The 289-nt window shown below is 49.5% G+C and carries 1 protein-coding gene; it reads right to left on the bottom strand.

Annotation, left to right across the window (positions count from 1 at the left end; genetic code table 11):
- Positions 1–289 (bottom strand): type II secretion system F family protein (locus A3729_RS10300; protein WP_197475762.1); only part of this gene is annotated, 289 nt, incomplete at both ends.

Raw genomic sequence — 289 nt, 5'->3', positions numbered from 1 at the left:
ATAATAATCGGCTCCATTAGTGCCGTCATATTATCAACCAGGTCATCTACCTCATCTTCGAAGTGCGTCGCGACTTTGTCTAGCATCGTATCAAGTGCACCAGACTCCTCACCGATCGAAACCATTTGTACTGCCATGGAGGGGAACACACCGGTAGAACGCATGGAATACTGAAGCTGGGTACCCGAGGCTACATCGTCTCGCACCTTAAAAACGGCGTTACGATAAACAATATTACCTGTTGCGCCGGCAACTGAGTCGAGAGCGTCTACAAGAGGTACACCTGCTG

This window comes from Oleiphilus sp. HI0043, assembly GCF_001634935.1.
The sequence above is the reverse complement of the archived record's forward strand: the minus strand, read 5'-3'. Positions and strand labels throughout refer to the sequence as shown.